The following is a 26,561-nucleotide window of genomic DNA, read 5'->3' on the forward strand; positions in this document are numbered from 1 at the left end:
AGGCGGCCAGGATGAGCTAGTTGCTACGTGACACTGAGCGGCAGGCCAACGTCAGGTGACGGTTTTCAGTGCCCACCGAACGGGAAGGGCCACAGCGTTCCGCCGTCGCCACCGCGGTGCGAACCACCGGAACGGCCGGGGTTCCAATCGTCGGACCCGCGACCCGAACGGCCGGGGTTCCAGTCATCCGAACCCTGGCCCGGCCACTGCGGGGCCTCGCGTTCATGGCGGGACGGCGGATCCCACTGGCGCCGCGGCGGATCCCACTGACGCTGCGGCGGATCCCACTGGGGCCGGAAGATGTTCGGCAGCCGTGGCGCAGGCGGTAGCACGACCAGCGGCGGGATGTACGGCGCCGGCGGCGGCGCGATGGGGGGCGGAGCGGGCACCGGAGCCTCGGGTACCGGGGCCGGGGCCGGGGCCTCGGGCGCCGGCGGCGGGACCGCGGCGGGTTGCTCGACGTAGACGGTGCGCGGCGGCGCCTGCGGTGCGGGCGCCGGGGCCTCCTGCACCACCGGGATCGGAGCCTTGATGGTCTCCGGCGGCGGAGCCGGTGGCGGCGGTACCAGCGCTGCCGGCGGCGGCGCCGGGGCGGGGAGCTTGGCCGGGGCGCTGGGTGCCACGGCACCCTGCGCCGGCGCGGGGCGTTGATCGACCGTCGGCCGGATATTCACCGCAAGCGAAATAACCAGTGCCACAACGCCAACCACGAAGACCGAGGTCAATGCGGAACCGACGAGCAGGAACGGTTTGCGCTCCTCTTCCATCGGCATCTCGTCGCCGACGAGCTCCACGCCGTCGACCGGCGCGTCACCCAACGGGGCCATCTCGGTGGCCAGACCGGCCAGCGCGTAGGCGCTGCCCGCGGTGCTGCCGTCGGGATCCTGCGAATAGGCCAGACCGACGGTCGTCGCCTCGAACGCGGGCGCATGGGCCGAGGCCAGCGCGGCGCCGCGGGCCAGCGCCATCTCCGGCTCGTCGGGGGCACTGACCGGCAGCGACACCAGGTTCTCCAGATGCGCCTTCACCGAGGCGACGTCCACCCCGGCGCCCAGGACGAACATGCCGTCGGGCGCGGAGTCGGACGCTTCGACCGCTGCGGCCATGTCGGTGAGGACGGCCATCGCGTCGGCACTGTGCAACGACTGGGCCAACACCTTCACCACGGAACCGTCGTCGGTCTTCACCACGGACAACGTCGCGGTGTCACGATCGATGAACAGCAATGCGGTGGTGTCGTAACCGACCGCGCGACCGACCGCCTGGGCCAGTGCCGCGGCGGCATGACCTTCGGAGACCAGCATGACGTCGTCGATGCCGTGCGCAGACAGTGTGTCGCGCAGCGCGGCGGCGTCCGAGTGGTCGGTCCAGGTGACGCCGATCGACTTCAGATGGTGCCCGCCCGCGGTGGCGCTCTCCTGGGTTCCGAGGATGGCGGCGACCACCTGATCGGACGCAGAAGTGGTTGCCGAATCATCACCGGCCGTGACGTCGAAGACGTCGTGATCGACGGTGACCCCGTCGGCCTTCTCCCCTTCGACCAGTACCATGCGGACTGTCGTAGGTGCCATCGCCACACCCAGTACGATGTCCACCGAGCCCTCCAATGTGTTTGCTGCACTGCCTTTGTCGCCATTGCGCACACATTCCGCACGAACCGACAACTAGAACCTTTTTCGGTGTAGCGAGGTCGATCGTTACACCCTGCGCATCAGCCAACGCACTCAGATTCCGGTCGGACCGCGACGGCATGCTGCGCGCCGGCGCCGGTTAGTCAGACCCTACTCGGCATTACGACAAATAACGCCGCCCGGATCATCCCGCACTGTCTTCTTCGGCCGGATCCGGGCGCGGCATCAGGCCCCCGGGCTGGCCCAGCTGCCCGAACAATCCGGGACGGCGCTGCGGCAGGTGCCCGTGTACGCCCTCGGCGTAGGCGGACTCGGCGTGCTGGGTGAAATCGACGCCGGTGGTCTCGTCCTCGGGGCTGAGCCGGAATCCCATGAACCGGTCGATGGCCTTGGCCAGCAGGTAGGACATGGTGAAGGCGTAGGCCGCCACCACGATGGCGCCCAGCAGCTGCTTGCCCAGCTGGGTCAGCCCGCCGCCGTAGAAGAGACCCTGCGGGCCCTGGGTCATCACCTCGGTGGCCAGGAATCCGATCAGCAGCACACCGACCACACCGCCGACGAAGTGCACGCCCACGACGTCGAGCGAGTCGTCATACCCGAACCGGAACTTCAGGCCGATTGCAAAGGAACACACCACGCCGGCGGCCAGGCCCACCACGACCGCGCCGAGCGTGTTGACCGTGCCGCACGACGGGGTGATCGCCACCAGGCCGGCCACCACACCGGAGGCCGCGCCGAAGGTGGTCGGCTTGCCGTCGCGGACCTGCTCGACGGTCAGCCAGCCGAGCATGCCGAGGCAGCCGGCCACCAGGGTGTTGAGGAAGATCGCGGCGGCGGTGCCGTTGGCGGCCATCGCCGAGCCCGCGTTGAAGCCGAACCAGCCGAACCACAGCAGGCCGACGCCGAGCAGCACGAAGGGCAGGTTGTGCGGGCGCATCGCGTCCTGTTTGAAGCCGATGCGAGGCCCCAGCACCAGGGCCAGCGCCAGGGCCGACGAGCCGGAGACGATCTCGACGACGAGGCCGCCGGCGTAGTCGAGGACGCCGAGGCCGGCCAGCCAGCCACCGGGCCCCCAGACCCAGTGCGCGACGACGGCGTACACCGCGACGGCCCAGACCGGGACGAACAGCATCCAGGCGGCGAACTTCGCGCGGTCCGCGATGGCCCCGCTGACCAGGGCGGCAGTGATGATCGCGAAGGTCAGCTGGAATGTCGCGAACAGCAGTTCGGGTACCGCGCCGTGGACGGTGCCGGGCGTGATGCCCAGCATGCCGAAGTGCTGCAGACCGCCGATCAGACCGCCACCCGCATCCTCGGAGAACGCCAGGGTGTAGCCGACCAGCAGCCAGGCCACCGTGACCAGCGGGATCGAGATGAAGCTCATCATGATCATGTTGAGCACGCCGGTGGTGCGCACCATGCCGCCGTAGAAGATGGCCAGGCCGGGGGTCATCAGCAGGACCAACGCGGTGCTGGCCAGCAGCCAGGCCGTGGCGGCCGGATCGATTTCGGGCACGTCGGACTCCTTCGGTCTCGACGAGAATGTCCGGCGCGCGTTTCAGCCGCGGGGCGAGCGTGTTTCAGCCGTGTTTCGTGTTGCCGTGCGGTTACTGAAAGTTCACCGGGCCAGGCCCTGCCAGTCGCGCCCAGCGGCCACTTGTGACACGCGAATCACTGGTCCGCGTGTCACAAGTGGCCACTCGGGGCGGCTTACGACGACTTGATGAAGTTCAAATGCGAGCGCGACGGCGTCGGGCCACGCTGGCCCTGGTACTTCGAGCCGACCTTGTCGCTGCCGTACGGATGCTCGGCCGGGCTGGTCAGCCGCAGCAGGCACAGCTGGCCGATCTTCATGCCCGGCCACAACGTGATCGGCAGGTTCGCGACGTTCGAGAGCTCCAGGGTGATGTGTCCGGAGAAGCCCGGGTCGATGAACCCGGCCGTCGAGTGCGTCAACAATCCGAGGCGGCCCAGCGAGGACTTACCTTCCAGGCGTCCGGCCAGGTCATCGGGCAGCGTGCACACCTCGAGCGTAGAGCCGAGCACGAACTCACCGGGGTGCAGCACGAACGGCTCGCCCTCGGCGGGTTCGACCAGGGTGGTCAGCTCATCCTGCTGTTTGGCCGGGTCGATATGGGTGTAACGGGTGTTGTTGAACACCCGGAACAGGGTGTCCAGGCGGACGTCGACGCTCGACGGCTGGACCAGGGTGTCGTCGAACGGCTCGATGGCCAGGCGTTTCGCGGCGATCTCGGCCCGGATGTCCCTATCGGAGAGCAGCACCCGACGAGCGTATCGGTTAGCGACGGACCACCCCCGTCGACGGCGGCAGAACGGTGTCGGCATAGGGCGCCGCCAGGGACCTCTGAGCCGCCCGCCCGGCCAGCGGGACCACCTTGCGCACGACGGTGTGGACCGGCGGTGGGGCCGGTGCACTGTGTTGAGCCGAGGTCGACGCCTGCGACGGCGGGCTGTCGTCGTTTCGATGGACGGTGATCGCCAGGAACGCCGAACCCGCCACGATCAGGACCGCCGTCGTCACGATCATGGCCAAGGTGCGCATCAGCGGGTCGCGCTTCGGCGCCGTCGCCTCATCCCGAATGTCGGCACTGGCCAGCAGCGCACCACGCGCCAGCAGCAGGGCCTCGTCATCGCCGGGTGCGACGGGCCGCGCTGTCACTGAATTTCCTTCCCCAACAAGGGTTTCCGCGTCCGCTTCGGAGACCACCACCACGGCGGCGATGCCCTGCTCCTCGAGGGCGCCGAGCACCAGCTTCGCGTCAGTGGCCACCTCATCAGTCCAGGTCAGCGCGACGCGGGTCGCGGTGTATCCGTTCGCGGGCGCGTCGGCGTGGGTGTCGAGCACGGCGTTGACGACGGTGTCCGCGTCGAACGAGTCGTGGTCGATCACCGCGCCGTCGCCGTGGCTGCCCTCCACCAGGAGGAGTCGGGCATCGCGCGAGGTCATGGCAATACCGATAACAACGTCCATGGGTCCAAACCCCTCGGTTGGTTCGGCCCGACCGGCGGGCCTGCTCGCTCCATTCAGCACCGGATGGAGCCCACGACAACCGACGGTAGGCCGGGCGCCTGAGAACGACGGCCCGAGGTTTTACGTGACTCTCAGGGTCGCGTGTGAACGGCAATCATGTTCTGGGGTCATGAATTTCGCCGGGCCGGCCCAGGCTCCGGATCCGCCCTGGGCAGCGTGGATTCGGCCGCGTCGGCACGCTTCGCCGGGAACCGGCCATCACCCGTCCGGCAAGCCGGCGTCAATTTCTTAGACTCACCGAGGCGATATCCGCCCGCCTGACCCACCACCGGGGCCGGGTTGCTATCCTTCGTCAGCACCACGCCGATGTAGTTCAATGGCAGAACATCAGCTTCCCAAGCTGAGAACGCGGGTTCGATTCCCGTCACCGGCTCCAGGTTGAACAGGGCATTCAGCCCTGGGTTGTCGGCCCGGCTGTTGAGCCAGTACCCCGCCCGTACCCCGAGTTGCCTGGCCTCGGCGCGGGTGACGGCTGGTAGCTTCCCAGCGTGGCTCCCGAAATAGGTAATCGATCCGGTGAGGCCCATGCCGACATAGATCATCCCGTTCGGGTACGTCATCTTGTAGACCTGCTTAGGTCGCGGCATGCTGCAAAAGCGTAGCGACCGGCACCAACGCCGCCGACAACTTCTTAGATGAAGGTAAGTAGGACGTTTTCCAGCGCAGCGTCAGCGGTATCGTCTGCGGTACCGCTCAGCCGAATCGTCGCGGACGGCGGTTGCGAAGTCTAGGCGCTCATCTCGCAGGTAGCCTGCCACGCCAAGCGCGGTGGCGAGGGCACCAGCCACCCAGGCCGTCCATGCGAGTTTGTCCCCGGTGAACGCCGCCACCCAGGGCGACAAGAATAGTGCGAATCCCGTGATGGCGAGCGTCAGGAAGTTGTGGGTGGGCTCGGAGGCGAGCAGCGACCAGACGGCGACCACGGCGATCATCCCGCCCAGACCGATGGTGACTGCGGTCCCGGCTGCCGTCGAGTGGAACTCGATACCCAGAAGCACGCTGGCGAGACCGATGATCAACGCGAGCCGCCCGATCCAGTAACTCCAGGGGTGTCGCAGCCGTTGGCTGTCTCCCAACTCGGTGATGCCGTACTCGGTCGGCGTCCTATCGTGCGTCCAGGCGATGCCACCGAGAATTATGGCGAAGCTCCCGGCGACCCAGCACGTCCAGGAGGCCCCCCGGTCGTAGCTGTAGGCGTTGCCAATGAACGGAACGGTGAACATGGCCAGGCCGACGACGACCAAGCCCCAGTGATCGGGGGTCCGGTTGTGGGCGAGGACGGACAGCGCCCCGAAGAAGGCGATGAATGCGCCGAAGCCGAAGGCGAATCCCTCCCCAACCTGAGTCGAACTGAACGCGAACGCCGACACCACAGCGCAGATGCCGATGGCTACTGCTACCCAGCCGATCCATGTCTTCGAATTCACAACTAACACTTAACACCTTTGTCATCAGAACTCTAGGGCATTTACGGGTACCTCTCGCCGTGCTCGCGGCCAGGCACGTCGCCGACGGCAAAGAACTCCGCATCCGCTACGAGGCAGGGGAAAGCATCCGTCAGAATGTCGCCGAGACTGGTTACGGAATCACACGCGTGCGCGGACTACTCAAACGGGCGGGCACTACTTTCCGCGAGCGCGGGGCGGCGTCTAACCGTGCAGCGGCACAACATTTCCGCGGTAGGTCGGCTTCGGCGTGGCCAACGCGCCCAGCGCGGCCATGTCTTCGGTCGCGTCGTCATCGGGGAACAGGTGCACGTACACGTCCAGCGTCGTCCGCACGTTGGCGTGCCCCATCCGCCCGCTGAGCTTGTCCGGTTTGATCCCCGCCGCGACGCACAGGCTCGCGTAGGTATGGCGGAGCGCGTGGAACTTGAGTTCAGGCGGCAGCACCGTCGCGCCAGTCGTCCGGTTGGCACGGAGCACAGCGGGCCGGTAGATGGCTTTGTAGAACGTCGCGTGCCGTAGCGGCTGCGTCCAGTCGAGCAGCAACCGCGCCTCGGCGTCCTCCACCGATAACTTGGCCAAGGCGTCGGCCTGCCGTCGTGCGCGGGCTTTCGCGGTCGCGCTCAGCGGGGCACCTTCCACACCCGGCTTGGCCGCTCGCGGGTCGGCGGCGTCGGCGCGGACTCCGCTAGGCCGGGGGCGGCTCAGCACCATAGCTGGCCACAGCGGCGCGGTCGGCTCGTCGCGGCGCGGGTGCTGCGCGAGGTAGTCCCGCAGCAGCGCCGTCGTCTCGGGCGTCAGTGGCACCCGCCGATAGCTTTGGTCCGTCTTGAGCGGGCCGTACTCGACCACCGTGCCGTTGTGCCGGACCGCCTGCGTTACCCGCAGTACTCCTGGCTTCGCCGGGGCGTTCGGGTTCAGCGGTGGGTCCGGCAGTTCGACGTTCCCCACGGTCAGCCCGCCGAGCTCTGCCGCCCGCAACCCGCCCCACGCCGCAACATGCACCAACACGTTGTACGGCCAAGGCGTGGCGTCAAAGAGTGCTGAAACTTGCTGCGCCGTGAGGAACTGCGCCGGGTCATCGACCACACCGGGCTTGTTGCCCTTGGTGCTGCGCTCCGTGGGTAGCTTGACGTAATCGGCGGGGTTCTTCGCCAGCCGGGCATCGACCACCGCCTGCTCCAACACCATTCGCACCGTCCAGAACGCGTGCCGCACGGTCGACGGCTTCTTGCCCGCCTCGGTGAGCCGGTTGACCCACGCCTGAATGTACTCGCGGGTGATCCTGTTCAGCGGGTAGCCGCCGAACACCGCGTCAATGCCGAGCGTCTTGCCGTCGCCGCGACGAGTTGCGGCAGGGGCGAGCGCGTAGCGGTGGTTCTCGGCGTTGTTGCGGGTGTCGGCTTTGCGGGACTCCAACCAGATCGCCGCCGCGTCGCGGAACAGCAACTTGCCCTTGGCCGGGTCGAACAGCAGTCCCTGCGCTGCCGCGCTCTCGGCGTTCTTCGCGTAGTCGCTGGCGGCCTTCTTGGTCGTGAACCCGCCCTTAGAGCGGTCGCGCCCATCCGGTTCCCGCCACTTCGCCACGTAGGTTGTTGCGCCCTTGGTGGTTACGCGCTTCTGTACTCGGGCCATTTATGAATCCTGTTCTCTCGGTGTGTCGGTGACGTCTCGCCAGGTCTTGCCGCTGATCGCGGCGCTGATGGTGGATTGGGTGACGCCGTAGATGTAGGCGAGGTCGGCCTGGTCCCACCGGCCCGCCGCGTAATCGGCGCGGATCGCCCGCACGTCGTCGGGGTCCAGCTTCACCCGTCGCTCGCGGCCCTGCGGGGTCGTCTGTTCCGGCCCGCCGTCGTGGCCGTTCGTGGACTGCTCGGGCGGTTGCGGCACGGGCTGCCGGGGTGTGCTCGGCACGGCGACCTTGCGCCCGTCCGGTGTGCGGCGGATTAGCGGCCTCATGCGCTGGCCTGCTCGGCTTCTGTTGCGGCGGTGGCGCTCGCGTAGATGCGCCGCACAGTGGAGGCCTGCCAGTTCGGTCGCCCTGCAGGCGACAGGATGCCCTCGGCTTCCAAGGCGGATGCGATCTTAGTGAAGCTCAGACCGGCGTCGCGGTCCAACACGATTCGTCGAACCACTCCCGGCTTCGCCAGTCGCGGACGGCCCAACCGCTCACCACGTGCCCGCTTCGCGGCGAGACCGGCCCGCGTGCGCTCTGATATCAACTCGCGCTCGTACTGTGCGAAGTTGACCAGGTTCATCGCCACCATGCGGCCCGCCGCAGTCGTCAGGTCCACGCCGAGGTCCAACACGACTAGCGACCAACCTTGCGTGGTGGCGGCTTCGATTATGTTGGCGGCGTTGACTATCGACCGCGATAGCCTGTCGAGCTTCGCCACCACAAGGCCGTCGCCTTGCCCGGACGCCAACAGTTCCAACACTTCCCGCAGCTGCGGCCCGATCATCTTGCCGGTGACGGCCGCGTCTGTGTGGTGCTCCACGGTCCAGCCCCGGCGCTCGGCTTCGGCGTCGATAGTCGTGCGCTGTGCCTCCAACCCGTTGCGCTTCTCGGCTTGTTCTTCGGTGCTGACACGCGCATATCCGAACATCAACGCGCCCCGCGCCTTGGCTGCCGCGTTCATGCGTCGCCCTGTCGCTCGGCGTGCTCGACGTGCCACGCGTACGTGCCGACGTACTGGACAACATCATCTAGCTCGTCGGTCGTGCCGAGCATCGTATTGTTTTCGCCTGCAACAAATATCCACACGCCGTGGTCGCGGACGAGCGTCAGCGCCGCGTAATCGGTTAGCGGTCCCGGCAGCTGGCGCAGGCCCATCGACTCGAATGGCGGCCCACCCTTGGTGAGCCAGTCGGCGGGATAGCGGATGTTCTCCACGTCGGTTCCTCTCGTCGGGGCGGAAACGGTCGTAACCGCCTTACGCCCCGAAACGGTACGCCAGTACCACATGCGCGTCTGCCGCTTCACCTGCGCTTTTGCTTCCGTCTGCGAACTCCTGCACGTCGGTTGGCGCGGGCTACGGCGGCTAGCGCGTCCTCTTCTGTGACTAACTGGCCCGTAGCGGTGCGCGGGGGCGGTTCGGCCCACTCGGGTACGCCCGGCGCGCCCGCATGGCCCTCGTCCACAGGAGCTGCCCGCCGGGGTGGGTCTACCGGCGCTGCTGGGGCGGGTGACCCGGCGGGGCCAGCGGGCCGTGTGGCTCGGCGGGGCGGGGGCTTCGGCGCGGGCTTGCACCGGGGCATAGGCGGTGCCTGTGGCTCAGGTATGCCCCTGAAGGCGCGCACGAGCATCATGTCCTTTGCAAACTCCAAGCGTTGCTGTGCCTTTCGCCGTACTTGAGGTGCCCGCCCGCCGTGGACGGCACACACAGACCCGCCGCGGATCGCAAAAGCGCCGCATGGCTCGCCATCACTTGCCCGGTGTGCCTTGCAAAGTCGCGGGTGCTGTGTGGCCATGCGCTCCGCGTAGGTGGGTGCATTTGTGGCAGCCCAAGGCTGTTTCTCAGCCATATTCTTTGTCCTAGCACTTATCGGTCACGTCAACGCATTCCCGGACGCCAGGCGGCTTCTGGCGGTCTCGGTTCACCACGCGGGTTTCGTCGCGGTCGCGTGGGATGCCCACGGCGGGTTCGCTTCTGGGGCCGCCACCAATACGGCGGTTCCAGCGGGGTGAATACATTCATCGGTTCCTCCTCACGCGCGGTGCGCCGTCGCTTCGATTCTCGGCCAAGGCGTATAGCCAAGGCGGCGTTCAAGGGGGTACGGGGGGGTACGGGGGGTACGCCGTACCCCCTCTGCGGCGCGAAACCTTCAGCCTCGCGCGTATAACGCGAATGGTCGATTGACGACGACCAGGTCTTTTTAGGACGGCCTAAGTCACGAACTTTCGGCGCAAGGGGGTACGTTCGTACCCCCGTACCCCCTTCGAGCCGCTTATTCATCGGCCCGCCTTCAGCCACACTCGGTGGCCCGGATTCCCTGTGCCTTCAATGGGTTCTAGTTCAACGTCGCCGACTGCAATAAGTCGCGCGAGAGCCTCGTCCACATACTCCTTGTCGCGGCCAAACTGTCGCCGCAACCTCGCCTTGGCTTGTCCGTTGTTGCCACGCAGCTTCTCTCGTATCCGCTCGGACACTCGCGCAATGGTCTTGTCGTACTTGTAGTCCTCTTTGGCGTCCTCGCGTTCAGCCTCTGCGTGTCCACGTCGCCTGTTCGTGTCCCTCGCCTCGGTGGCCAAAGCATTCTGCACGCTCGCACGCGTCGAGTTCGACACCCTCATCACGACCCCGGCTAGGTCCCAGTCCTCCTCGGTGACTTTGTCGGTCCGGCCGTCTAGCCACATGAGTCCCGCAGCGACCTTCAACCGCGTCAGCGTCGAATGGCCGCCAAAACTGTCGACCTCACCGTGGTGGAACCTGTAACGGGCCTCACGGATCAACGCGCCCACAGCCCCCGGTACCCCTAACTCGTGTTCCCGCAACATGTTTTCGTTCGCGTCCCGGTCGACAGCCTTCAGATTCGGCCACTTGGTCCTCGTGCCAGATGTATCGGTGCTGCGTTCATCTACCGGCATAGGCCACTCCTGCAACACTTTCTGCCCCGGCCAGGCGGGCAGGTCCTCTGGTCGCGGCATCTGTGAGTAGACGACCGGCGCCCACAGGATGCGTTGCGGCGTACCAGCTGCCGCTTGCGTTCCGTTGAGTAGCCATCCCGCCAGTTCCGGTTGAATCCCGAGAACTTGGCAGAACCGATACTTGTGGGCGCGCACGGGTATCCGATGCTTGGGGTCGGCGTAGCCAAAGCCAAGTTGTTCGCCGGTGAAGGTCTTGCGCCACTGGCTCATCAGCGGGTTGCCGGACCGCTTCGACAGCGCCTCAACAGATTCGATCTCCGTGTCGTTGAACAGCAGCGTGTCTGTCACGGTCACTATGGTCTTGGTCTTGGTGTCGCGGTAGGCGTATTGCTTAGCGATCCCCTCCGCGCTGCCGAGCGTCGTCACTTCAGGTTCCGGTGTCACCGCGACCGCTGCCTTGGCGACACCAACCGAACTGCTCTTGCCGCCGCTACTCGGACCCACCAAAGCTACGTGAAGATTCAGGCTTGCACGCGCCGCAGTGGTTCCCGGCAGCGTCACATACGGCGGTATCGAGCAGATCGCACGCACAAGGTGCACCGCCAAGACACCACGCGGGTCCATCTGCTGCGCCAACGACGACGCGTATATGTGGCGCAGGATGTCCCGTGCCGACCAGAACGCCTCCAACTCCGCATCGGTCGGCAAGTCATCATTGCGGTGAGCCCGGTCTGGGTCAGCCTGCGCGACGGCCATCGCCCACCGCACGACCCGCACGTACTCGTCGCTCAACTGAGCCACTCGCTCGGGCTCGTCGTCGGCGCTGAACTCTGCTGCGTAGGCCGAGTGCAGCGTGCCGAACAACTCGCCCGCCGGATAGCAGCCGGCCATCGCCTCCGCGAAAGCCCACGGCGCAACTCTCACGAGGCTGTCGTGGCGGCTTTCGCCGTTCGCAATGCGCTCGCGGAACTGCTTCACCGGACCTTCGACTCCGTGTCGGCATCCCTCCCGGCCACACTCGCCCCGCGCGGTGTGTGTGTCGAGAAGCGCTTCCGTCTCCGCATCGGTCAGCGGGTCGGCGCTCGCCCCCGCCTCGGACAAACACTCCCGCAACACGTCCGGCATCCGCCCCACCGGGCCGGTCCTGACCTGTCGGTACTCCCCGCCTTTGGTCTCGGCGTCGGGGTGTGGTGTCGGGGCGGCGATGATGACGCCGTTCTTACCCCGGAACTCTCCGACGACGGTGAACGCGCCAGCGCTGTTGCCGTACTCCTTGCCGTCGTCGGGTAGCAAGAAGATGTAGTGCCCTCGGTCGCCCTCGCCGCGCGTGCCCTGCACCGCCTCGGCACTCAACAGAGCGTCAGCCAGGTCGCCGCGACCCATGACCCTCAGAGCGTCCAGGTTGTTCATGTCGTAGTCGAACACCCCAGCACCAGAGCGGCCGCAGTGTAGGGCGATCCCGTGATTTGAGTTCTCGGACCACCACTCGCGTATCTGCTCGGGGTCGCGGCTAGACAGCTCCTGCCACCGACCGCCCACCACACTGCCAGGGTTCTTGGTGCCACTCTTCACCGGCAACACGAACCACCCCGCCTCGGCATAGGCCAAGGCCGCTTCCAACAGAGTCATGCCGGTCACGTCCGGAAAGTGCAGACCTTTTTGCGGCACAGACTCACCGTTCGTGATCGCTAGGTACATCGGGTTGCGCCGCTTGCGCTTTCGGCGTTCTGTCCGTTCAGGTAAGCTCACGATTACGTCCTTCGGTTGCCAGGCTTGACGGTCGTATCGCCCCGGCGGGTTGCCATCCCCACCGGGGCAACACTCTTATTGGGCTGCCGCAGTTTTCGGCAGCCGATAGACGCCCGGTTGCTTGCGGGACTTGATCCAGTCCCAGCCGTCTTGCTTGCTGTAGAGGTTGTAATTGCCGATACGCGTCGGCAGAATCTCCCGGCGCAGAACCGCGTGCTTGATTGCACGTCGCGTCACGGGGATGCCCTCGTCGTAGTGCAGCCACTCCCAGAGTTCTTGCTCGGTCATGGTCGGCTTCTGGCTCTCGTCCATCACTGTCCTCGGAAAAATCGGCGCGCAAACAAAACTGGCGCGCATCGAAAGCGCACCCTCTAGGTATGTGAGGGATTGCCTTCGACGCACGCCAGTTCAGATCGGTTTAGCGCGTCGCGTCGGTCCGTAGAATGTTGCTGACGAAACAGCTCGTCTATGTGGCCTTTCGCGGGCGATATTCAGTTGTCGATACCTATACCTTACCCGGCCCGCAGCCGCGCCGCCGATTCAACACCGACGAACGCGGCAGCGGCGCAGCGGGTTACGTGTCGGCGGGTTGCACCCTGTGCTTCTTGAGGTACCGTCGCCAGGCCTTCGCCATGCGTACCTCTCCCATCCCGTAGGTGGTGTAGTCGCCTCGGTAGCCGCCACCCCACAGTTGCGCGAAGATGCGGCCGAATGTGGGCCCATCGATGTTCTCGATGCCCGCGCGAATCGCTGCGTCGATGATGGGCGCCCACTCGGGGTCAGCCCGCCACGCCGCATCCCGGTCGATGATCATGCCGCGCAGACTGCACAGCTGGCTCGCACCGATCTTCCACTCCGCGCTCATGATCCGGCCTTTGTGACGTTGATGCCCAGCGGGCGCAAATCCTCGCGCAGGATCGCCACGAGCTTGTCACAGCGATCATCGGAGCCCCCGGCCCACAGCGCAAGGCGGCGAACCGTCACCCTGGTTTGATCCTCCGGCGACGGCTCGACCTTCTCCGTCAATCGTTCAGCCTTCTCCTTGCGTGGAGTTTTCGGCAGTACGTCGCGGGTGATGCGTCGCCACGAGCCGTACTTGTCCCACGCGTGGGACACTTCGCTCTTGCTCTTGAACTTCTCGGCGAGTTGCATACGCCGATGGATCTCGCTACGGCTGACGCCGTACTCCTTCACGACCCTCGCCACCAACCCGCGCCGCAGCTGCTTCTTGTCGTCGCGCTGCTTCAACAGGACGTTGCCAAAGTCCCAACGGGCCTCGATGCTCCTGCCTTCATCCTCACGGATGGCCTTGTCGTGCGGGTCCAGCTGGCCCAAGACCACGGCGTGCTCGTCCGTCTCTTTCATGTGTTCCTCCGTTCTATGCCTCTCCCGGAGAAACCAAAGGTGCCCTCGGAGAAGCAAACTTTCACCTGCACTTCTGTACAGACTTGGTTTGTCTCTCCGAGGGCACCCTGCGTCAGCTTGCTGCGCCTCAGTCTGTTCTGGTCCCCCGCCCCGTGGGGCGGATGCCGTCACCGAAAGACTGTTCATCCCGCCGAGCCGATCACGGCGGTCCCCATCAGTCTAGCCAGCCATCACCGAGCGTGCCAGGACCGTCCTTAACCCGGCGAACTTGTGCACGCCGTCCACAACTATCAGGGGTGCCGCCCGCCCCGGCCTACCCGGTCGCCGTCCCGGTGCTCGGCACGCCGCTACGCACCACGACGGGTGCCAGGGCGATGTGTTCTACGCCCAGGCGTCGGGGTTCACGTCGGGCTCGGGGTTTGGCATGATCCGCGCGCCGGGTAGCAGGTCCGCTTGTTCATCCATCTCACTGATGATGAAACCGTCGTCGGCCATCACACCCGCCTGCTCGCGGCACGGTACACAGCACGCGAAGATCAGTAAGAACCGCCCCCGCAGCAGCGGAACCCGAACCGTCGCCCCGCCGCAGTCGTCCGCAATATTGATCTGGCATCCGTTCGCGATGTCGTGTAGCCAATGCAGGTGGGGCAATGTCGCCGCGAACTCATCAGGCTTGCCCTTGCAGACGAAAGCCCGTTCGTCGCCAACGAAATGTACATACGTTTCACGGTCGCGTCTTGGCCCTCGAAGGGTATTGCCGGCGGTGTTGACATACCGCATGTCGCCTCCGCGGCCGAGGCCATGGTGGACGTTGCTTAATGTCCGCTCGGCGAGGTCGTACATCCTCGGTGACCAAGCCGGGTCGAAAAGCGAGCTTGCGTCATCGCCAGACCTTGTCGACCGCACCACGATCCGCTTGGCGTCAAGCATCGCCTGCACAATGGGGTGATCGGGGTCGGGCGACTCACCCATCCGATATTTGTCAAAGAGTTGTCGGCTTTGCGGATCCATGGTCATGTAGTCGCTCCTTTGTTGGTGTCGTCGTATCGGGACATGATCCAGTCGAATAGTCCTTGTGTTGAGAAAAACAGCGCGCCAGACATTCTCACGCCACTTAATTCACCCTTGGCCGTCGCGGCGCGAACATAGTTCAGGCGCACTGGCACACCGAGAACATCGTTCAGCCAGCGGTGTGCACCGGCTCGACCTCGGATAGTTGGCACTTCCGACACGACCACGCCGGGCGGTGGTTCATGCCTCTTTGGCACTGGCTCGACCTGCCAATCTCTTGCAAAGGTTTCCGCTCGTCGCGCCGTATTCATCGGCGGTGCAGCGCTATTCGTCATATATTCGATTCTAGCCGCTAACCGCCCCGGTCCGCCGACATTAAGCTGCCGACCGCCGCGAAACTAACAGTCGGCGTCTTTGGCTCAGCGCGGCAGTGTGTTTCAGGCGTAGGTTCTCCCTAACCGCTACACAAGGAGACGACTATGGTGAACCGCAGCGGAACGCAAACCCGCGGTGATGTACTTGTCAATCAGCTCGCGGACGGCACAGACCTCTCGGTCATCTGGGATGAGCTGACCACCGCCTTGGCGGAGTACAACCAGCACCGAAGCGCCATTGCCAACTTGCTGTCGTACAAGACAATCAACGCCGCCGACGCTGTAGCGCAGGACGTGCAAGCGGAACTTTTTGAGGAGGCCACAGAATTCGGCGCTCCCCGTGGCATTTCCGATCCGTCGTACTTAAAGCTCGGCTACAGCTTCAAAGACCACGACCTCGCGCTACGGATGACCTGGCGCTACCTCCGCGATGCGACGCGGGAGCAGGTCGACAACCGCATCATCCGCGCATTCGAAGCCGATAACCGGCTCACCACTGGCACGATCCTTCAGCGGTTGTTCTCCAACGTGGTGCGTACCAACGACTTCGGTCATTCGGTTTACGGACTGTGGAACGGTGACGGGATGGTCCCGCCCGCGCACCTGGGCCGCACGTTCGACGGTGCACACACCCATTACCTCACGACCCAAAGTGTCACACTCGACCCCGTTCATGTCGAGGCCGGCATCAACCATGTGAAGGAACACGGCTACGGCTCAACACAATCCGCGCGGTTCCTGCTCTTGGTACATCCGAACGATTTGGAGTCGTCGAAGATCACGAGCTGGCGGGCGGGAGTGACGTTCGATACCAGTAAAACTCCCAAGTACGACTTCATCCCGTCCTCCAACGCCCCGGCGCGGCTCACCACCGAACGCGTGGAAGGGGCTGCCCCGCCGCCCGATTACAACGGCCTAGAGGTCACCGGCAGTTACGGCAAGGCGTTGGTGATCGAAAGCTACTTTATCCCCGCAGGTTGGGCGGCCATTGTTGCGACTGGTGGGCCCAACAGTGAGTCGAATCCCATTGGTTTTAGGGAACATACCAACCCGGCCTATCGCGGTCTGCGCGCGATTCCCGGTGTGGGGCCGTACCCGCTGCAAGAGTCGTTCTTGGCGCGTTCGTTCGGCGTCGGCATTCGGCACCGTAGCGCGGCCCTAGCAATTCAGATCACGGGCAGCACGACCTACACGCCGCCCGTCATCGTCGCCCACAGGTAACCACGATGAGCTTCGACCGTAAGTGGTACGGCGACGGCGAACACGCCCGTGGCTGTGAGCACACCGGCGCCACCGAGTTCTCCTGGGGACCGGGGCCGGCCCCGCCAGGGCGGGAGTACGCCCCGCCGAGCGAGGGTGGCGCATATGTGGGCCGGTCGCCGGACATGACCGATCCGCCGAAGGGCAGGTACAGGCGCAGCGGTGCACCACGCGGTTACTCGGGCGACCCCGTGACCCACTAATAGTGGAGCGTAAGCCGCTAGTAGCACGGCCAAGCAGAAGAAGCGCGCTAGCTCGCGTCTGCCATTGCGGCCTCAGCCAACACCGCGAAGCCGAAATACAGGTGGCTGAGACTGGTGATCGCAAGCAACACGGCGTGCCTGTAATAGGCTGCGTTCGCTTCGACCTCAAGCAATTCGGATAGCGACTCCTGCTCGCCAGAGAAGTGAATGGTGTCGCCGTAGTTGAACGTCAGAATCAACTTCTGCGGATCGATGTTGCAGTAGCTGAACGGGAAGTCATCCGGCGCTGGGTGAGGACCGGACTTGCCAACCTTGGTCGCGACGATGTTCTCCAACAGCCGATTCATTAGCTTGCCGCGGGCCTTTGCCCACTGTGTTACAACATTTTTCGGTGCTTCCTGTTCGGCAGCGGGTAGCAGCTTGATCGCCTTCATCAGCAGGCCCTTTGTCCGGCTAAATGACGCTGTCTCGTCGTCGCTGTGCAGCTGGCGGAAGGCAAGCGAGGTGCCCCCAAAGGCTTCCTCAGTCGGGAACGACAATTTGACGTCGGGTTGGCCGCCCTTCTTCACGGACCAACTAAGGCCGGTCTCGTCGTTGAGCGCAGAGTATCCGGCGAGCCGCCGACATACCTTTGCGTAGCGACGCAACACGGTCTTGTCGTCATCGGTGAGGCCTGCGAGGGCTGGGAAGTCAGCCGGGTCCGGCAGAGCGAACGCGTAGCTCAGCATCTCCCAGCGGTGCGCGAAGCCGTTGTTCTTGCCCACGGCATGCTCGATCAGCGGCGGGTCGAACAGCAACGGATACGGGTGGATCAAACCCTCAAAAGGCATGAGGGTGAGAGTCACGTCACCGGTCAGCGGGTTGACCTTGCTCGCGGTGATCTTGCTAGCCATCTTGATCGCGTGGTGTTCGAAGGTGATCACAGCAGCATCCCTGTACTTCGCCGGGAGGTCGCCTGTGGTTGTCATTGCCTCGCCTTCTGTGGTGCATGCGCAAGTTCTCGCTCATGCGTTCGAGCGACTGGAGCCAGTCTATGACCGTGCTCTGACACGACTCGGCGTGTCGACGGGGGCGTCGTGTCCCGGTACCCCGTCCATACCCCCGACTGAACCCGTACTGCGCCCGTACCGTAGCCGTACCCGACTAGTGCGCTAGCCGTACCTAAGTTGCAGGCCGCGTTGCAATTTGGCTTTGCTATGCGGCCGATCTACCAGGCGTTATCGCTCACCTGTTCGCGTCTGGAAAATACTTCCCAAGCTGAATACGCGGGTTCGATTCCCGTCATCGGCTCCACATCCAACTGCGACACTCCGGCACCGAACTAGCCGGTGCCCGGCCAATCGCCGGGGTCACCGCTGGGCAGGCGGAAGTCGCGCGGCGGGCGAGCCGGCGGACCCAATGCCGCCTTCAAACCCCCGACACACTCATTTTCACGCGGCGCCAGCGCCCTTCACCTACAGCCGATTCCCAGGCTTACGGGCGGGCCCCCGACATGGCGTCCGCGGAACTTTTGTGTCCGGTGACCGTCGCGAGGCTAGATAAACTATGGAACACGCCCTCCGTTCCGGGGTTGATTCCACGACGAGGAGGATGCCGATGGGGTCGATGACTCTCGCCGATATCGGCATGCCGTCCCTGACACCCCACGAGCGTGAGCCGGTTCCGGCCGCCTCGCCGACGCTCGCCGCTCCGCTGGCCACAGCCCCCCCAGGGTCCAGTGTGCGCCCCGTGTCCGTACCGATCGTTGGGCCGTTGTTGATACTTCCGACAATGGCGCCCGCGCGATGATCGCCGGTTCGTCCACGACCATGAAGAGCTGGGGTCCGAGCGTGTTCGGCGCCGCGGTTTTCGCCGGACTGCTGTGGCCGGTGTTGCTGGCCTGCATCGGCATCTTCGATCCGGTCCCGCATACACGCAATGTCGTTACGGTGGGTGCGGTTGCGCTGTTGATCGCCGCCGCTGGCATCGGGCTGTATCGGTACAAAGCTCCTCGAATCGGCGCGGCGATCACCTTGGGCGCCCTGCTGGGCTTGCCGATGCTGTTGTCACTCATGATCTTCGGAATCGCCAAGTGACCGATCGGTTCGAGCCTGCACCTGCGTCACAGCCGCTTCTTCTATCGTCGCGGCCGGCCCTGCAGGTGCTCGGGTTGTTCCTCGGAGCGCTGACGACAGCGCATCCGATATTCATCGACCTACTCCCGGTCGCCTGGATCGTTCCGGCCGCGATCGCGGCGCTGGTGTCGCTCATCAGACCGGCGCGGCCGGTGGCTCTCGGGTTCGCCGCCGCGAGCCTGGCTTGGGCGACGGCATACCTGGTTTTTGTGGTCATCGTGGTCACCGTCAGCGTGATCCGCTGACCACGCCGACGACACATCGAGAGGGGACATACCGTGGCCGACGAGGACCGACCCGTTGATCCAGTGGCCGCTGCCGAGCAGCAGTGGCTGGCGTTGCGCGCCGCACATGGTGATCGGGATTCCCAGACCCTGGATGCGCTGCTGACGCTGTCGTCGGCCCGGATGGCCGCCGGCGACACCGACGCCGCGATCGACGAGGTCACCTCCGTGCTGGAGGGCCGCCGGGAGATCCTCGGCGAAAACCACCCCGACACCCTGACCGTGGCCGGTATGCGGGCCGACTGGTGTTACCACCGAGGCGATACCGACGCCGGCGAGACACTGCGAAACCTGGTCCCCACAATGTCCGGCGTGCTGGGCGCCGAGCACGCGGCCACGCTGCAGGCTCGTCACACCCTGGCATACCTGGCGGATGCCAGCGACACTCCGGCACAGCGCCTGCTCACCTGGACCGAACTGTGCGGCGCCGAAACCCGGCGTTTCGGCGTCAAGCACGAACTGACCCTCGCGTCGCTCTACGGGTCCGCGCAGGCCCGCCACGCCCTCCGCGATCCGTTCGGCGCCAGCGTCGACGCGTCGACCGTGCAGATCTATAGCACAACGCTTCTGGGCGAACATCATCCGCGGACCCTGGTGGCGGCGCTGGCCAAGTGGACGTGGAGAGGGGAAGCCGTGGGCGTCACGCCACGGATTCTCGAGGAACTCGATCAGTTGATCCCGACCCTGCAGAACGTGTTCGGATACGACAGCCCGAATACCCTGCTGGCCCGCAGCACGCGGGCGACGTGGACACCGAACGACGCGAAAGCGATCGACCGGATCTCAGAGTGGGAAGTGCTGGCGGACGATCTGGCGCGCGGCCGTGGAGCGCAGGATCCGCTGACCGTCGATGCATACGAGAAGCGCGAGGCCGCCCGGGCCGAATGGCAGCGGTACCTACAGGAGTACCGGGACATGGCCTACGACCTGGGTATCGAGTTCGAGGCCGAACGCGAGGAGGTGGAATTAGACCCGGACCGGCCGTGGCTGGGATCCGGCGACCTTGACGAGGACGCGATCGCGGAGGCCGACGGTTTCGCCAGCGACGAGGAATCCGAGATGCGGGATCTGATGCTCCGGGTGATCGCCGGCAAACGAGGCTTCGGTGACGCGGTTCGCAGCTTCGGCAACGACAGCGAGCAGGCCTTGCTGTGGCGGTACTGGCTGGCGTGGCTGTTTTGGGAGGGCGGAATGTTCGAACTCGCCCGCAAGCGCACGCATACGTTGATCGAGGAGGCGGGTCGTGTTCTGGGCGAGGGACATCCGCTCACCGAGGCGACCCGCGCCGTCGACCGGGTCATCGAGCAACGGGTTAGCGGCGGACTGCCGGCCTATTGGCAGCCCGACGTCACCATCGACGACTGACGCCGGCGCTGGAACCACAGCGCCGGCACTCCATCGCTTCCCAAGCTGAATACGCGGGTTCGATTCCCGTCATCGGCTCCATACCTGCAGCTCACGTCTGCACCCGAGCGCCGATCACATCCCGAAAGAGCGCCTGCCGAAGGGCCAGTTCTCTCGGATCGCTGACCACGTGGAAGCCCATCTTGTTCGGCACGTACGCGAAGCCGGTGCCGGTATCCGGGTCGGCGAATCCGAATGAACCGCCGGCCCCGCAGGTGCCGAACGCGTGGTCGGACGAGCCGAAGACGCTCGGAACTGGTGGCTTCAAGAAGCCGAGCGACCATGAGGCATCCAGGTGTAAAAGCGTGTCGTGCAATCCGTTTGCCGGGGGTACCGCCGACGCTTTCAACGCCTCGAGGGTCGTCGACGACAAGCCGATCCCGGCGCCGTCGGTGGCGGCGTCGCCGTACAGCCGCGCAATGGACCGCGCGGTTCCGGTGCCGTTTCCCGCCGGCATCTCGACAACGCGCAACTCATCGCGGTTGAACTCGTCCAAAGCCTTGACGCCGGGCGGTATGGCGGCGCGGGCGGTAAGGCTGCGTGGATTCATCATCGCAAGGACGAAGCCCGGCGGAAGCGTGTGGAGATGCAACAGCATTTGGGCCGCCGAGAACGCGTGCAGGTGCGCCACGCGGTCGCGATCGACCGACTCCGGTAGCCCGATGTAGAAATCCAATCCGAGCGGTGCGGCGATCTCCTCGGCGAAGAACCGACCGAGCGTCCGCCCCGCGGGGTCGGTACGCCGGATCAGTTCACTCACGTACGGGCCCAGGCCCCAGGGGTGATAGCCGTGCCGAGTTCCCGGGGTCCAGGCGGGTCGCTGGACCGCGAGCTTCGCCGACGCTTGCGCCGGGTCGGCATAGTCGCCCAGCGTCAACGGCGGGGAGGAAACAGCCAATCCTGCCTGATACGAAAGCAATTGCCGGACCGTGACGGAATCCTTGCCGTTCTGGGCGAACTCGGGCCAGTAGTCAGCCACTGGTGTGTCATACGCGACGTATCCGCGCGAGACGGCCAGCGCCACGGTCAGCGCGGCGATCCCTTTCGTCGTCGAGAAGACGATCACCATCGTGTCGTGCTCCCACGGTGAGTGCGTCGTCCCGTTGCGGTAGCCACCCCACAGATCGACGACCTTGCGGCCGTCGCGATAGGCGGCGACGGCGGCACCGATCTCACTTCCGCCGTCGAGGTTGCGACGAAACGCGTCGACGACCTTCCCGTAACCCTCGTTGACGCCGCCGCCAACCAGATCGGGTGAAACCCTGACCCTGTGAGCCATGTCGTTGCTCCCACCGCCGAGCGGACACCGGTCGCTATCGGCCCCTCGAAGATGATGCTAGTACTCACTTTCCCATTCATTGAGAACCCTCATTGACAATTACGGCCACCGCGACCGACAGTGCAAGACGTCCACGGAACGAAAGGCACGTCATTGAGCACGAACCAGCTCGACCAGCTCAACGAACTCGGCTACTACGCCGTGACCCGCCACCCCGCGGATGTCCGGGTGGTTCTGCCCGAAGCCCGGACCGCAGACGAGCTCGGCCTGGGCTCGTGCCACATCGGTGAACGTTTCACGGTGAAGGATCCCGCGGTTCTCTCCGGCGCGGTCGCAGGCGCCAGCACGACGCTGGGGATCGCGCCGTCGACGAATTACCACACCCGGCACCCCACGGTAACCGCGACGATCGGGTCGACGATGCACGCCCTCACCGAGGGCCGCTTCGCGATGGCGTTCGGGCGCGGTATGGCGGCGTACTGGCAGGCGATCGGCCTGCCTGTGGTGACCGAGGCGCGTCTGCGTGACTTCTTCGGGATCCTGCGCCGACTCTGGGCCGGCGAGATGATCCTCGATCACGACGGGCCGGCAGGGAAATACCCGTTCCTGCGCCACGCGAGCGGCCTGCCCGACGGCCCTCCGATCGGCCTGGTAGCGGTCGGCCCCAAGACCATGGAACTTGCCGGCGAGATCGCGGATTTCGTTGTGCTCCATACCTTTTTCTCCGACGAGGCGACGACGTCGTCGGTCGCCGCAGTGCGCCGCGGGGCGGAACGCGCCGGCCGAGATCCCGACAGCGTCCGCATCTGGGCGTGCCTGGCGACGGTCCCCGACGCGTTGTCGCCGGAGGATCAGATGCGTCGCGGTGTCGGCCGGTTGGCCACCTACCTGCAGGCGTACGCCGACGTGCTCGTCACGTCCAACGGTTGGGATCCGGCGGTATGGGAGCGGATCAAGCAGACCGAACTGTTCGCCGATGCGGCCACGGCCGGGCCGATCGACGCCAGTGCCTCATTCGAGACGCTGCAACGCATCGCCGAGTTGATTCCCGCCGAATGGTTGGACTCGGTGGCCAAAGGTTCGCCGCAGGACTGCGCGAAAACCATTGCCCGGCAATATGGCCTGGGCACCCACTCGGTCATCATGCACGGCGCCAGCCCGCATGAACTCGCGCCCGTCGTGCAGGCGTACCGAGACAACCGGCCGACCTTGCGCCGGGCTGTCGCGGCGAACCCCGGACGGTTCGCCTGAACACCCGCGAATCCCCGCAGGCCACCCGCGCCCGAGAACAATGGAACGACGCGGTCGCCCAGTCGGCCGCGGGCACGCGGCTGAACAAGCGCGGCCTGGAAACCCGGGCGCGCCTCCTCGACGTCGCCATCTGCTGTCTTGCCGACAGCGGTGGCGAGCCGGTCTCGGCCAATCGGATCGCCAAAGACGCGGGCGTCACCTGGGGCACGGTGCAGCACCAGTTCGGCGACCTGGACGGGCTGTGGGTGGCGGTGATCACCGAGATCCATTCCCGCAGTTGGTCACCCGATGACGAAATAACGCGCAGCGACACCCTGCGGGAGCGCGTGACCGCAGCCATCGATTCCGTCTGGGCCTATCTGGACACCACCGAAGGCCGGGCCCTCACCGCTCTGCGCACCTCGCTGCCTGCACGTCGTTCCGATATCGCTGCCGAGTATCCGCTCACGGCAGCGGCTTTCGCCGCACGCGAACTCGACTGGATTCAGGGCTTCGACTATCTGATGGACGGGCTGGACCTGGACGCGGACCAGCTGTATCGAGTGCGGTGTCTGCTGCCCGCCGCGATCCGCGGCCTGAGTAACGAACGTCAGGTGGGTTTCACCTCGGACCTGGAGATCGCCCGCGCGACGTTGACCGACGCCGTGGTCGCGTTGCTGGATCAGCCGCGGTCTTGAGCCCGCCCCCACCCCTCCGCCGCGTCAGCGGGTAACAGCACAACCCGACCAACAGCGCCGCCAGGTGACCGATCGCAGTGAAGTTGATGTGGACCACCAAAGCGGCACCGAAGCACACGAATGCCGCACCGAGATACCCCCAGCGCCACGGCCGCGGAATGCGATAGGCCAGCACGGCGCCGACCCCGAGCAGGAAGTAACTGACCCCGACGTCGCGGACATGGACGAGCCGTTCGGGTGCGAGGTGGTTGTGGATCGCCAGATACAGCAGCCCCTCGCTGAGGTAGGTGGCCAGCACATGGGCGATCAAACCGACAGTCAGCCAACGTATTTGACCGAGCCAACGCTCAGCCGGCGCGAGGATCAGGCTGAACAGGACCAGGTACGGCGTCCAGAAACGGCCGTCGATCCAGAACAGGCTGGTGACCAGTACGTAGAGCGGATCGGTCTCCAGGTGGTGGATGTTGGTCGAGCTCTCGACCAACAGGTCGTGCAACTCCCGCCCATGCGTCTGACGCTGGATGATCGTGGTGACCAGCAGTGCCGCCAACCAGGCGTAGGTCAGCGGGGCGCTGCGAACATATCTCCACACCGCCGCCGGCCATGACTGCGGGCGCACGGTATCCAGTATGTGCGCGTGCGATTCCGGCAACTAGCCGGCATTTTGAATCTTGAAGCAGCCGACGACCAATTTCCGAGCCACCGAGACAGCAAACTACCTGCTCAAAATGGGTGCGGCCGGATCGCAGCCGTCCATCAGGTGGACAGAGTTTCCCGGCGTCAGGCTTCCAGAGCCCCTCAGTCCATTACTTTCTGGTCGTCTCATCCTTCAACTACCCCGTCAGATCAACCATCATCGGCGACCCCGAGATTCTTCGCAGCGTCATCGGTCGCTGATCAGCGTCGCCATCCAGTCAGCAAAGGAAAGCCTTGCAACGCACACTTCGGCCCTATGTGACAGCCGGCGTCGCCCTGGTGGGCGCCGGCGCCATCGCCGTCACGCCCATCTCCGCACCACCCGCCCTGCCCGACGTTCGCGCCAGCGCGGTGCAGCTGTCCGCGGCCGCAAGCGATCTCGCCGTCCTCAACCCGGTCACCGCCTGGGCGGACGTCCTGCAACAGTCGTCGGCCAATCTCACCGAGATATTCACCCGCGTCTCCACCAACCCTGCACTGCAAAGGGTCCTGCAAGCCAAGCTGGAGTTCTACGGAGACCAGCTGTTCGGCGGGTACCCCGCTTTTCTTCAGGCCCTTGGCAATTGGGCGACGCAGAGTCTCCCTGCCGGGTTACAGACGGCGGTCGAGCAGGTGCTCGCCGGTGAGCCAGCCCTTGCGACCCAGACCGTCACGGCCGCGATCGGCGGCGTGATCTGGGCCGGCATGGGGATGTCGGGATGGCTCTACGTGCCTCAAGCTGTGATGGAAGACCTCACCGCAACGGTGAAGTTCACGCTTACGCTCAACACCGTCACCGACATCCTGAACGGCGTCCAGCTGCCGTTCTACAACCCGTTCAACGCGTTGGGAGTCAGCGCGCAACATGTGGTCGACGCCATGGAGGCCGGCGACCCGGTGGCCGCCTTGGGTGCCATCATCAACACTCCCGCGACCCTTGCCAATGCGCTGTTGAACAGCGACGGCGGTCTGCTTGATTACCGGTCGGTGGCCGGCGGCCGGGTGATCTTGGGTGGCGCGCTCACCTCGTTGTTGGTCAAGATGCCGGAACGCCTCGCCAAGGCGCTGCCGCCCGTTCCCGCTCCCGCCGCCACCAGTATGTCGGTCACCGACACCAACGTGGGTGGTTCCACGATGGTGGCGTTGAACGTCGGTGCACCCGATGCCGAGCTCTCAGAGTCGGGGCCTGCTGCGCTCCCGGCGGCTCCGGTGGCCGACGAAGATGAATCCGGCAGTGCTGAATCCGAAGGTTCTGAATCCGCCAGTACCACTGCAGCTTCCGACGGCAACAAGGCCACGCCGGGCACGGTCGCTCCGACAAGCAAGTTGCGCAAGACAGTACGGCCGAGCAGCGCACTGAAGAACATCCGCACGGGGGTCGACAAGACCGTCTCCAAGGTGGCCGACGGCATCAAGAAGACCCTCGGCGGCAAGAAGAGCGCCGCCACCAAGAAGTCAGCCGACAGCAAGAGCAAGAGCAAGGGCGGGGCTTCGGACAACGGTGGATCCGCAGACTAGGTTCACGCCCGGTCGCCGCACCTCTCGATGGAAAGGTGCGGCGACTGTGTTCTTCCTGTGAACTCGGTCGACCCGCCACATTGCGCACCGGACGTGGCCCCAGATCGTGGGATACTCAATTGATGGGCAGCGCGCCGCAGCAGCACGAGATGACCCGCACTCCGGCCGACGAGTTGTCGGTGTTCGAGGTCGCAACCCGCGACCTGGTGGGCGTGGCGCTGCGCAGTGTGGAACAACTGGAGATCTCACTACCGCAGTTCCGGCTGTTGCTTGTGCTGCAGGAGCGCGGGAAGTCGACATCGACGGAGTGCGCTCAGGCGCTCGGGGTGGTCGGGTCGACGGTGACGCGGTTGGCTGACCGGTTGGACGCATCCGGACACCTGGTCCGCGGCTCCGATCCGAGTAACCGCAGTGTCGTCACGTTGTCACTGACCGAGCGTGGCCGGAAACTGGTCCGGCAGGTGAACTCTCGGCGCCGGCGGGAACTGAGCAAGGTGCTGGACCGGCTCGACCCGGCCGAGCGGGCCGCGTGTGCGTCGGCATTGCGCAGCTTCCACGAGCTACTCACCGAGGACGATGCCGACGATCTGAACCGCCCGATTCCGCTGTAGCACCGCCGCTACCCAACCAATTCTGCGGTTGATATCCGGACAACGCATGCAAACCCTGCTTAGTCTTGCC

The 26,561-nt window shown here is 65.4% G+C and carries 27 protein-coding genes, 1 tRNA gene and 1 pseudogene; 11 read left to right on the forward strand and 18 right to left on the reverse strand.

Annotated elements, in window-relative coordinates:
• Positions 1 to 65: 65 nt before the first annotated feature.
• From G6N44_RS15145 to G6N44_RS15160, 4 genes are all read right to left on the reverse strand, one after another.
• Positions 66 to 1,595: a DUF7159 family protein gene (locus G6N44_RS15145; RefSeq protein WP_163665296.1), complete on the reverse strand. Its 1,530-nt coding sequence runs from the start codon at positions 1,593 to 1,595 to the stop codon at positions 66 to 68.
• A gap of 220 nt (positions 1,596 to 1,815) precedes the next feature.
• Positions 1,816 to 3,147: an ammonium transporter gene (locus G6N44_RS15150; protein ID WP_163665297.1), complete on the reverse strand. Its 1,332-nt coding sequence runs from the start codon at positions 3,145 to 3,147 to the stop codon at positions 1,816 to 1,818.
• 194 nt (positions 3,148 to 3,341) lie between these two features.
• Positions 3,342 to 3,914: a dCTP deaminase gene (gene dcd, locus G6N44_RS15155; protein WP_163665298.1), complete on the reverse strand. Its 573-nt coding sequence runs from the start codon at positions 3,912 to 3,914 to the stop codon at positions 3,342 to 3,344.
• A 16-nt stretch (positions 3,915 to 3,930) separates the two neighbouring features.
• The gene (locus G6N44_RS15160; protein WP_163665299.1) at positions 3,931 to 4,599 is read right to left on the reverse strand and encodes a DUF7159 family protein; all 669 of its coding nucleotides are present in this window, start codon (positions 4,597 to 4,599) and stop codon (positions 3,931 to 3,933) included.
• Between the two features lie 386 nt (positions 4,600 to 4,985).
• On the opposite strand from G6N44_RS15160, the gene G6N44_RS15165 reads away from it, so the two are divergent.
• Positions 4,986 to 5,059: transfer RNA gene (locus G6N44_RS15165), tRNA-Gly, on the forward strand.
• A 292-nt stretch (positions 5,060 to 5,351) separates the two neighbouring features.
• Here G6N44_RS15165 and G6N44_RS15170 read toward each other — a convergent pair.
• Positions 5,352 to 6,110 (reverse strand): SPW repeat domain-containing protein, encoded by a 759-nt coding sequence (locus G6N44_RS15170; RefSeq protein WP_235682739.1) that lies wholly within the window; start codon positions 6,108 to 6,110, stop codon positions 5,352 to 5,354.
• On the opposite strand from G6N44_RS15170, the pseudogene G6N44_RS29885 reads away from it, so the two are divergent.
• A pseudogene (locus tag G6N44_RS29885) lies at positions 6,095 to 6,274 on the forward strand (hypothetical protein); the annotation flags it as partial. The gene G6N44_RS15170 and the pseudogene G6N44_RS29885 sit on opposite strands and share 16 nt — an antisense overlap.
• Positions 6,275 to 6,332: 58 nt before the next feature.
• Here the strand turns inward: G6N44_RS29885 and G6N44_RS15175 are convergent.
• The 10 genes from G6N44_RS15175 to G6N44_RS15220 form a co-directional block, all read right to left on the reverse strand.
• Positions 6,333 to 7,763 (reverse strand): tyrosine-type recombinase/integrase, encoded by a 1,431-nt coding sequence (locus G6N44_RS15175; RefSeq protein WP_163665300.1) that lies wholly within the window; start codon positions 7,761 to 7,763, stop codon positions 6,333 to 6,335.
• Positions 7,764 to 8,087, reverse strand: a complete 324-nt coding sequence (locus G6N44_RS15180; RefSeq protein WP_163665301.1) for a helix-turn-helix domain-containing protein — start codon at positions 8,085 to 8,087, stop codon at positions 7,764 to 7,766.
• Positions 8,084 to 8,767: a recombinase family protein gene (locus G6N44_RS15185; protein ID WP_308213838.1), complete on the reverse strand. Its 684-nt coding sequence runs from the start codon at positions 8,765 to 8,767 to the stop codon at positions 8,084 to 8,086. The genes G6N44_RS15180 and G6N44_RS15185 overlap by 4 nt, the downstream gene beginning before the upstream one ends.
• A complete protein-coding gene (locus G6N44_RS15190; protein WP_163665303.1) occupies positions 8,764 to 9,021 on the reverse strand; it encodes a hypothetical protein in 258 nt (85 codons plus the stop codon). Before G6N44_RS15190 ends, G6N44_RS15185 begins: the two co-directional genes overlap by 4 nt.
• Before the next feature lie 1,059 nt (positions 9,022 to 10,080).
• Complete coding sequence (locus G6N44_RS15195; RefSeq protein WP_163665304.1) at positions 10,081 to 12,465, reverse strand: bifunctional DNA primase/polymerase; 2,385 nt, start codon at positions 12,463 to 12,465, stop codon at positions 10,081 to 10,083.
• A 75-nt stretch (positions 12,466 to 12,540) separates the two neighbouring features.
• Positions 12,541 to 12,753 carry a hypothetical protein gene (locus G6N44_RS15200; protein WP_235682740.1) on the reverse strand — a complete coding sequence of 71 codons (213 nt, stop codon included), beginning with the start codon at positions 12,751 to 12,753 and terminating at the stop codon, positions 12,541 to 12,543.
• Between the two features lie 286 nt (positions 12,754 to 13,039).
• Positions 13,040 to 13,330 carry a hypothetical protein gene (locus G6N44_RS15205; RefSeq protein WP_163665309.1) on the reverse strand — a complete coding sequence of 97 codons (291 nt, stop codon included), beginning with the start codon at positions 13,328 to 13,330 and terminating at the stop codon, positions 13,040 to 13,042.
• Positions 13,327 to 13,830 carry a hypothetical protein gene (locus tag G6N44_RS15210; protein ID WP_163665311.1) on the reverse strand — a complete coding sequence of 168 codons (504 nt, stop codon included), beginning with the start codon at positions 13,828 to 13,830 and terminating at the stop codon, positions 13,327 to 13,329. The genes G6N44_RS15205 and G6N44_RS15210 overlap by 4 nt, the downstream gene beginning before the upstream one ends.
• A gap of 381 nt (positions 13,831 to 14,211) precedes the next feature.
• Positions 14,212 to 14,847: a hypothetical protein gene (locus G6N44_RS15215; protein WP_163665312.1), complete on the reverse strand. Its 636-nt coding sequence runs from the start codon at positions 14,845 to 14,847 to the stop codon at positions 14,212 to 14,214.
• Positions 14,844 to 15,176, reverse strand: a complete 333-nt coding sequence (locus G6N44_RS15220; protein WP_163665314.1) for a hypothetical protein — start codon at positions 15,174 to 15,176, stop codon at positions 14,844 to 14,846. Before G6N44_RS15220 ends, G6N44_RS15215 begins: the two co-directional genes overlap by 4 nt.
• A 144-nt stretch (positions 15,177 to 15,320) precedes the next feature.
• Between G6N44_RS15220 and G6N44_RS15225 the strand changes: the two genes are divergently transcribed.
• Together G6N44_RS15225 and G6N44_RS15230 are read left to right on the forward strand one after the other, a co-directional pair.
• The gene (locus tag G6N44_RS15225) at positions 15,321 to 16,436 is read left to right on the forward strand and encodes a hypothetical protein (protein ID WP_163665316.1); all 1,116 of its coding nucleotides are present in this window, start codon (positions 15,321 to 15,323) and stop codon (positions 16,434 to 16,436) included.
• A 5-nt stretch (positions 16,437 to 16,441) separates the two neighbouring features.
• Positions 16,442 to 16,678, forward strand: coding sequence for a hypothetical protein (locus G6N44_RS15230; protein WP_163665318.1), 237 nt, complete (start codon positions 16,442 to 16,444; stop codon positions 16,676 to 16,678).
• Positions 16,679 to 16,725: 47 nt separating this feature from the next.
• Here G6N44_RS15230 and G6N44_RS15235 read toward each other — a convergent pair whose 3' ends face one another.
• Positions 16,726 to 17,601: a hypothetical protein gene (locus G6N44_RS15235; protein WP_163665320.1), complete on the reverse strand. Its 876-nt coding sequence runs from the start codon at positions 17,599 to 17,601 to the stop codon at positions 16,726 to 16,728.
• Between the two features lie 861 nt (positions 17,602 to 18,462).
• On the opposite strand from G6N44_RS15235, the gene G6N44_RS15240 reads away from it, so the two are divergent.
• From G6N44_RS15240 to G6N44_RS15250, 3 genes are read left to right on the forward strand one after another with little or no spacing between them, the layout of a single operon-like run.
• Positions 18,463 to 18,753 carry a hypothetical protein gene (locus tag G6N44_RS15240; RefSeq protein WP_163665322.1) on the forward strand — a complete coding sequence of 97 codons (291 nt, stop codon included), beginning with the start codon at positions 18,463 to 18,465 and terminating at the stop codon, positions 18,751 to 18,753.
• The gene (locus G6N44_RS15245) at positions 18,750 to 19,037 is read left to right on the forward strand and encodes a hypothetical protein (protein ID WP_163665325.1); all 288 of its coding nucleotides are present in this window, start codon (positions 18,750 to 18,752) and stop codon (positions 19,035 to 19,037) included. Before G6N44_RS15240 ends, G6N44_RS15245 begins: the two co-directional genes overlap by 4 nt.
• Positions 19,038 to 19,070: 33 nt before the next feature.
• Positions 19,071 to 20,441, forward strand: coding sequence for a tetratricopeptide repeat-containing protein (locus G6N44_RS15250; protein WP_163665327.1), 1,371 nt, complete (start codon positions 19,071 to 19,073; stop codon positions 20,439 to 20,441).
• Positions 20,442 to 20,532: 91 nt separating this feature from the next.
• On the opposite strand, the gene G6N44_RS15255 is transcribed toward G6N44_RS15250, so the two are convergent.
• Positions 20,533 to 21,759 carry a serine hydrolase domain-containing protein gene (locus tag G6N44_RS15255; RefSeq protein WP_163665329.1) on the reverse strand — a complete coding sequence of 409 codons (1,227 nt, stop codon included), beginning with the start codon at positions 21,757 to 21,759 and terminating at the stop codon, positions 20,533 to 20,535.
• 153 nt (positions 21,760 to 21,912) lie between these two features.
• On the opposite strand from G6N44_RS15255, the gene G6N44_RS15260 reads away from it, so the two are divergent.
• On the forward strand, positions 21,913 to 23,010 hold the full coding sequence (locus G6N44_RS15260) for a TIGR03857 family LLM class F420-dependent oxidoreductase (RefSeq protein ID WP_163665331.1): 1,098 nt from the start codon (positions 21,913 to 21,915) through the stop codon (positions 23,008 to 23,010).
• A gap of 209 nt (positions 23,011 to 23,219) precedes the next feature.
• Complete coding sequence (locus G6N44_RS15265) at positions 23,220 to 23,687, forward strand: TetR/AcrR family transcriptional regulator (protein WP_235682741.1); 468 nt, start codon at positions 23,220 to 23,222, stop codon at positions 23,685 to 23,687.
• Here the strand turns inward: G6N44_RS15265 and G6N44_RS15270 are convergent.
• Complete coding sequence (locus tag G6N44_RS15270; RefSeq protein WP_235682742.1) at positions 23,611 to 24,306, reverse strand: rhomboid-like protein; 696 nt, start codon at positions 24,304 to 24,306, stop codon at positions 23,611 to 23,613. The genes G6N44_RS15265 and G6N44_RS15270 overlap by 77 nt on opposite strands.
• A 311-nt stretch (positions 24,307 to 24,617) precedes the next feature.
• Here G6N44_RS15270 and G6N44_RS15275 point away from each other — a divergent pair, with 311 nt between their 5' ends.
• Positions 24,618 to 25,880, forward strand: coding sequence for a hypothetical protein (locus G6N44_RS15275; protein ID WP_163665333.1), 1,263 nt, complete (start codon positions 24,618 to 24,620; stop codon positions 25,878 to 25,880).
• Between the two features lie 122 nt (positions 25,881 to 26,002).
• Complete coding sequence (locus G6N44_RS15280) at positions 26,003 to 26,491, forward strand: MarR family winged helix-turn-helix transcriptional regulator (RefSeq protein ID WP_163665335.1); 489 nt, start codon at positions 26,003 to 26,005, stop codon at positions 26,489 to 26,491.
• The last annotated feature ends 70 nt before the right edge of the window (positions 26,492 to 26,561 follow it).

It is taken from the genome of Mycolicibacterium alvei (genome assembly GCF_010727325.1).
GTDB classification, from domain to species: domain Bacteria; phylum Actinomycetota; class Actinomycetes; order Mycobacteriales; family Mycobacteriaceae; genus Mycobacterium; species Mycobacterium alvei.